Here is a 6,406-nt window from a genome sequence, read left to right as displayed (position 1 = left end):
GCGTCCAGCCGTATCCGGATGGATCTTCAATAATTGACCGATTTCGCGAAAGGTTTTTTTCTCTTGGCGAAATCGAATAGCTTGCTGCCTCAGCAGCTCTAGTTGCTCAATCGTGAGCTTGCGTGCATCTGTTTTCATTGACACAGTATATCAGATATAAATAGCCGCCGAGTTAATAATATTATGGAGTAATTAAGAATATTAATCTAGATTTTTTTGATGATGAAATTGCACGATGTTTAACCTGATACCTGTATCCAGATTGGATTTAGTTATAGTTACACTTGCTTTTTCTAATGATTTTTCTTATTAATAAACGCCATCTTATTGTGGTTTTTTGTAGGTGGCAATTTTTAACACCTCAAATTAGGGTTCTATGTTTAAGACATGATATGTGAATTTTACTCATCTGCTAGGAGAGTGTTTTTATCGGTTATTTTTTAAGGTATTTTAAATTAATTTAAAAAATGTGAGTTTTTTTATATTATATGTTTTTTTAGTGATGAAATTTGATATGACAATTTCATATATAAAATAGCTTTAGTAATTTATGCTATATCTCTTTGCCTAATTGAAAATTATTTTTGTACTGAGGTGATGTTGAATTAATTTCTCCAGAGGTCGGAAAATATCAAGTTAGCTTTTATGTGGCACTTGTGCATGTACATGCTGGATATGAAGTGCCAAAAGTATTCAAAAAGGATTATATTGCAGTCGTGACCTCCACAAGATTTTTATCCATACAGGAGCACCTTGCATGTGGGATCGGTTTGGAAAAGAAATTAATGCTGCGGATAAAATCCATCATGTTGGTCATAAAATAGGAAATATTATTACCGTATCTGTTCCATTTGATATTGCACATGCCATTACAAAATGGGTTAGTTGAAAGAGATCAGCTCTGTATGGGATGGACAGGTAGTGGCGGTATGGTTTTTTCTGCATTGTCATTTAAATTGTAATTTATCAATAAATATAACAATAATTCAGGTTAATATAATCAATAAAATTATGCATTTTTCTTTTTAAGAATAAATATGTCTTTCTAATATTTTTTTCTAATGTCTATTATTCCTGCTATCTGTTCTCTCTACTATTTTTTTACTATCTGTTTATATAATGACAGAAATTTAAATTAACTTATCCGCTAATTCTTCATATGAATGATTAGAAAAAATACCAAATAATTTACTTTCTGTGAGGCTCAACCACGGTAGTTTTCAGGTGATTAATGAATAAATGTATTCAATTCATCAATGGGAGGATGCTTCACCTATTTAATTGAATAGACTTTTCCTATAACAATATTTATTATTCGATCACTTTATGTTGTCGGTATCTGCCTTATCCCCAATAAATTTCAAGTAAAACTTGAAAGATGAAGGGCATATCAGAAATTGGACAGGCATATTTGATCACTCATTAAGGGAGACACAATAATGAAAAGCAAACTCACATTAGCCTCGCTGTGCCTGGCTTCTCTCATGTTGTCTGGTTGCGCGACTGAATCTTCATCAACGCTGCAAGTGCAAAAAGTTTCGTCTTATAACACCACTTATACAGGAATTCGTAGCCCGATCGCTGTAGGCAAATTTGAAAACCGTTCAAGTTACCAAAATGGCATTTTTTCTGATGGTATTGATCGTTTAGGAAACCAGTCAAAAACGATCCTTGTAACCCACTTACAGCAGACTGGGCGTTTTAACGTTTTGGAACGCACCAATCTGGCAGAATTGAAAGCAGAAGCGGGGTTGCAGGGTAAGGCCCAGAAATTAAAAGGGGCTAATTATGTGATTACAGGATCTGTGACTGAATTTGGCCGCAAAGAAGTCGGTGATCATCAGTTATGGGGCATTTTAGGACGTGGTAAATCACAGGTTGCTTATGCAAAAGTGATGCTGAATGTCGTGAATGTTGAAACATCTGAAGTTGTTTTCACTTCTGCAGGGGCAGGGGAATATAAATTGTCCAGCCGAGAGGTTATTGGTTTTGGTGGCACTTCCAGCTACGATTCAACCCTGAATGGCAAGGTATTAGATCTGGCGATCCGCGAAGCGATCAATGATTTGGTTGCTGGTATTGAAAATGGTGCGTGGGAGCCAGTTAACTAATTATATAGGAAAGTGAATCGCATGTTTGTGATGAAAAAGGTAGGGATGTTGTTAGGCGTATTCTTATTGGTGGGATGCGTACAGGCGCCTGAGGCCATGTACGTGTGGGGAGATTATCAGCCAACCCTTTATCAGTATTACCAGCAGGACAAAATGGGGCCACAGGAACAGCTTCAGGCTTTGCAAAAAGTTATCGAGCAGGCTAAGTCCAAAGATAAACCTGTTCCACCTGGGCTACATGCACAAATGGGACTGCTTTATAGCAAAATAGGTAATATTGAAGACGCCTTCCAGCAGTTCGAAATAGAAAAAAAACTATTTCCTGAGTCAGCACCTTATATGAATTTTCTGCTAAGCAAGAATAAGGGAGTGAAATAATGAAGCGTTTTTTAGCGTTCAGTGCCTTATTATTGCTGATCCTAACAGGATGTGCCGAACACACACCCTATGATTATTCAGCGTTGAGGGAAAGCTCACCTAAATCTATCTTGGTTCTGCCTGCCGTGAATGCATCTGTGGAAGTACAGGCGTCTGGTAGTTTGCTGTCTCAGGTGACTTATCCGTTGGCAGAATCCGGTTATTATGTTTACCCCGTTGCGTTAGTTGAAGAAACATTTCGCCAAAATGGGATGACAGAAGCACAGGATATCCATAACGTCAGTTATAAAAAGCTGTATGACATTTTTGGTGCTGATTCCGCCCTTTACCTGAATATCACACAGTACGGTACGCAATACCAAATCATTAACAGTGATACCCGCGTCAGTGCGACAGCCAGATTGGTCGATTTGCGTACAGGTAAACAACTGTGGAGTGGAGTCGCGACGGCATCTTCTGTTGAGAATGACAACGATTCAGATGGCGGGCTTGTAAGTATGATGATATCGGCAGCCATCTCCCAGATTGCAAATACTGTGATGGACAGAGGCCATGATATTGCAGGCATTACCAGCCACCGTTTGTTGAGTGCAGGTGGATATGGTAGCTTGCTGTATGGGCCTCGTTCGGAATTCTACGGCAAAGAACAACAATAATTTGCTGACTGAAATAAAAATGCCGCAAACAAACTTGCGGCATTTTTTTACATTTAATTCAAAACGAAATTTAATTTAAAACTTGGTTTAAATCAGACATTCAGCCGCTTGGTTTGCCACCTTTTTGACTTCCAACGCCAAGCGTTAACCAGCCCTCTGATCCATTCGTCGCAGAAAAAGCCAATCCAGATCCCCAAAATGCCCATACCCATCGTAATTCCGAGAAAATAACCTAGAGGAATGGAGATACCCCACATGAAAATAATCGCAGTATAGAACGGGAAACGGGCATCACCGGAAGCACGTAAGGCATTGACCATCACAATGTTGAAAGTACGCCCCGGCTCCAAAAAGACCGAGAGCAGGAACAATGGCAGCAGAAGTTCGATAATCTTCTGATCCTCTGTCATGATGGCGAGGAGTGGTTCCCTGAAAATCCAGAATGCCAATACGACCCCCACTGTGACAATAACACCAATCCGCAGACTTTTTAGCCCTCGAATATAGGCATCCTCGAAGCGTTTTGCCCCAACAAGATGACCGACCATAATCTCATTACCAATACTGGTGGAGATACCGAACAGCATAATAAATAGAGACAATTGGAAATACAGCGTTTGCGCAGCCAGAGACGTTTCACCCATCAGGCCGATAAACGCCTGTGCGGTCATATATTGCAGGATCCACACTAAATTTTCACCGGCGGCCGGTAAGCCGATATGCAGGATTTTGCTCAGTATATTTTTAGACCATTGTACGAACAATTTAAATTCGATCTTGATATTCAAACCACAGAACAGTAATCCACAGAGCAAAATAACGGCGATAGTACGACCAAATACCGTAGACCACGCTACGCCTTCCAGCCCATATTGAGGCAATCCGAAAAAGCCATACAAAACAATCATATTACCGACAATCGTAAGTACGTTGGCAATCAACGTGACATACATTGCTGATTTTGACTTGCCATAAACCCGCAGACACGCCGCCAGAATAATTGAAATGGCTTCGGGGATTAGACAGATGCCGAGAACATGCAGATAAGCAAACCCATCTTCCATCAGATTCTCGGGCAGGTTCATGATATACAGGATCTTATAACCGAAGAATACCGTAATCAGGGCACAGAAAAACCCCAGCAAAAAATTAAAGGCAATGGAAATGTGGATTGCCTGACTGGCTTTTTCACGTTTTCCTGATCCCAAATATTGTGCGATGACAACGCTGCAACCGACACTGATAAAATTGAAAATCGTAATAAAAAGATCAAAAACATGATTACCTACGCCCATCGCGGCGAGATAAGCAGAAGAAATATGGCTGATCATGTACGTATTGATTAATAACGTCGCCATATGCAGAAAGATATCAATGAAAATCGGCCAACTTAATGAAAAAAGCGAGCGATCAACAACATCAGACTGATGCATTGTAAAACCTATGTATTGAAGTGAAATGAAGGGTCTTTTTGTGGTGTGACATACCCAGAAAGCATAGAAGATTTTACAGGGTTTATTGAGGGGGAGATAGACAGAATGGGGTATTTATCGCTATGGTTTGCGGAAGAGTCTCATTGAGCAAAAAAAACATTACCCTGAGTTGTGAAACCCATCGATTTTTTAGCCGATTTTTTATCGCTTTCTGGTTATATAGACAATCTGTTTTTCGAGTTGTTTTCAGAGGTAAGAAAAGCGGAATTATTTCATTATGACCAAAAAAATCTCCTGCGGTGAGAGCCGCAGGAGTCTGGTGTTGTGGAGCTGTTCTCCAAAAAAGAATTTAACAAACACAGCAAGTTTGGTTGTTTTATAGTGAGTTTGTTAATTCTAATTTTCCAGTTTTTTTATTATTGAGGTGTTCTGAAGCTTCCTTCATATTACTGATCATTGGTATTTGAACATCCTGAGTTGAATTGCTGTTTCTCGGGATGTCAGTAAAAACTTCATTGAAGTTGCATCCACAGAAGCCATGATAGCCAGAGCTGTTTTTCTGAATATACTAATCATTCTTTGCTGTTGCAACCGAGTTACTATTCATAATGGAAATAATATTCAAGGTGTTTATTTAAACCGCGAGGGTTAGCTCTCAATAGAGTATCTGGAGACATCGTGGGATGGTCAGGGTTGAATCCAATTTGTTGAAGTTAAATAAATAATCGTTATATGCCCTGACCAAAAAGTCAGGACATAATTTCATATCAATCGCACCTTGTGTCTATCACTCCAAAACAAACATTCCAATTGGGTAAATTTCCAGATAATAGTCCTCACCCACTTTGGGCTGCAATTGCGTTGCATTGATTTGCAATAATAGAGTTTGCCCATGCCAGTCAACGGTTACCTCATATTGTGCACCCATATACGCGACATGATTGACCGTACAACGTTGGCCTTCATTTCCTTGTTGGCTTAGGGTAATAGCTTCCGGGCGGACGCCAACGGTAATAGAGGTCCGAGTTGTTGTGAAATTGGCAGGGCGTGGTAGGCGATATTGGAAAATTTCCACATAGTCCTCTCCTTGTATAGCTGGAAAAATATTGGCATCCCCCATAAAACTCGCCATAAATTTTGATGCTGGCTGGAGATAGAGAGCCTGTGGTGAGCCAATCTGCATAATCTTGCCCTTGTTCATGACCAATACTGTATCAGAAACGGCAAAGGCTTCACTTTGATCATGCGTTACATAGAGCGATGTAATATTGAACTGTTGCTGCAATTCACGGATTTTTTCACGCATACTGCGGCGCAGGTTGGCATCAAGGTTGCTCAACGGCTCATCAAATAAGAGCACTTTGGGTTTGAGGATCAAAGCTCGCGCTAAGGCAACACGCTGTTGTTGTCCGCCGGAGATCTGGTCAACATAACGATCTTCAAATCCTTCTAAATCAACTAATTCCAATGCTTCTCTGACGCGTTCTCGGATCTCTGCTTTTGGTCTTCCCTGCATTTTCAGCCCATAACCAATGTTTTCTCCCAACGACATATGTGGGAAAAGGGCATAAGACTGAAAAACCATACAGATATCCCGCTGTTGAATTGAGCGGTCAGTGACATCTTCGCCATCAATGAAAATATTACCTTCAGTTGGTTTTTCTAACCCGGCAACCAGCCTGAGAACCGTTGTTTTACCGCATCCTGACGGTCCCAGCAAAGTGACCATGTGTCCTTGTGGGATGGATAAATTCAGCAAGTCGATTACAGAGTTATTACCGAAACGTTTCGTTACATTTTTTAATTCGACAAAATGTTGCTGTGTCAT

Annotated in this window: 6 protein-coding genes; 4 read left to right on the top strand and 2 right to left on the bottom strand. The window is 40.1% G+C overall.

Translation table 11 applies throughout. The annotated features are described in order from the left end of the window. The first annotated feature begins 757 nt into the window (after positions 1–757). From Xhom_RS39980 to Xhom_RS15440, 4 genes are all read left to right on the top strand, one after another. Positions 758–889 (top strand): hypothetical protein, encoded by a 132-nt coding sequence (locus Xhom_RS39980; protein ID WP_257784750.1) that lies wholly within the window; start codon positions 758–760, stop codon positions 887–889. Between the two features lie 550 nt (positions 890–1,439). Next, entirely contained in the window at positions 1,440–2,111 is a 672-nt protein-coding gene (locus tag Xhom_RS15450) for a CsgG/HfaB family protein (protein WP_069318138.1), read from the top strand. A gap of 21 nt (positions 2,112–2,132) precedes the next feature. Beyond that, positions 2,133–2,489 (top strand): DUF4810 domain-containing protein, encoded by a 357-nt coding sequence (locus Xhom_RS15445; RefSeq protein ID WP_069318139.1) that lies wholly within the window; start codon positions 2,133–2,135, stop codon positions 2,487–2,489. Then, on the top strand, positions 2,489–3,145 hold the full coding sequence (locus tag Xhom_RS15440; protein ID WP_069318140.1) for a DUF799 domain-containing protein: 657 nt from the start codon (positions 2,489–2,491) through the stop codon (positions 3,143–3,145). The genes Xhom_RS15445 and Xhom_RS15440 overlap by 1 nt, the downstream gene beginning before the upstream one ends. A 92-nt stretch (positions 3,146–3,237) precedes the next feature. Here the strand turns inward: Xhom_RS15440 and Xhom_RS15435 are convergent, their stop codons facing one another. After that, complete coding sequence (locus Xhom_RS15435) at positions 3,238–4,578, bottom strand: MATE family efflux transporter (protein WP_069318141.1); 1,341 nt, start codon at positions 4,576–4,578, stop codon at positions 3,238–3,240. Positions 4,579–5,365: 787 nt separating this feature from the next. Further along, positions 5,366–6,406, bottom strand: coding sequence for a ferric ABC transporter ATP-binding protein (gene fbpC, locus Xhom_RS15430; protein WP_069318142.1), 1,041 nt, complete (start codon positions 6,404–6,406; stop codon positions 5,366–5,368).

Origin of the sequence: Xenorhabdus hominickii (genome assembly GCF_002632725.1) — a bacterium.
GTDB classification, from domain to species: domain Bacteria; phylum Pseudomonadota; class Gammaproteobacteria; order Enterobacterales; family Enterobacteriaceae; genus Xenorhabdus; species Xenorhabdus hominickii.
The sequence above is the reverse complement of the archived record's forward strand: the minus strand, read 5'-3'. Positions and strand labels throughout refer to the sequence as shown.

Bases quoted from the DNA above. Each gene is read 5' to 3' on its own strand.
- fbpC (WP_069318142.1), bottom strand. From the start codon at position 6,406: ATGACACAGCAACATTTTGTCGAATTAAAAAATGTAACGAAACGTTTC.
- Xhom_RS15445 (WP_069318139.1), top strand. From the start codon at position 2,133: ATGTTTGTGATGAAAAAGGTAGGGATGTTGTTAGGCGTATTCTTATTG.
- Xhom_RS15440 (WP_069318140.1), top strand. From the start codon at position 2,489: ATGAAGCGTTTTTTAGCGTTCAGTGCCTTATTATTGCTGATCCTAACA.
- Xhom_RS15435 (WP_069318141.1), bottom strand. From the start codon at position 4,578: ATGCATCAGTCTGATGTTGTTGATCGCTCGCTTTTTTCATTAAGTTGG.
- Xhom_RS15450 (WP_069318138.1), top strand. From the start codon at position 1,440: ATGAAAAGCAAACTCACATTAGCCTCGCTGTGCCTGGCTTCTCTCATG.
- Xhom_RS39980 (WP_257784750.1), top strand. From the start codon at position 758: ATGTGGGATCGGTTTGGAAAAGAAATTAATGCTGCGGATAAAATCCAT.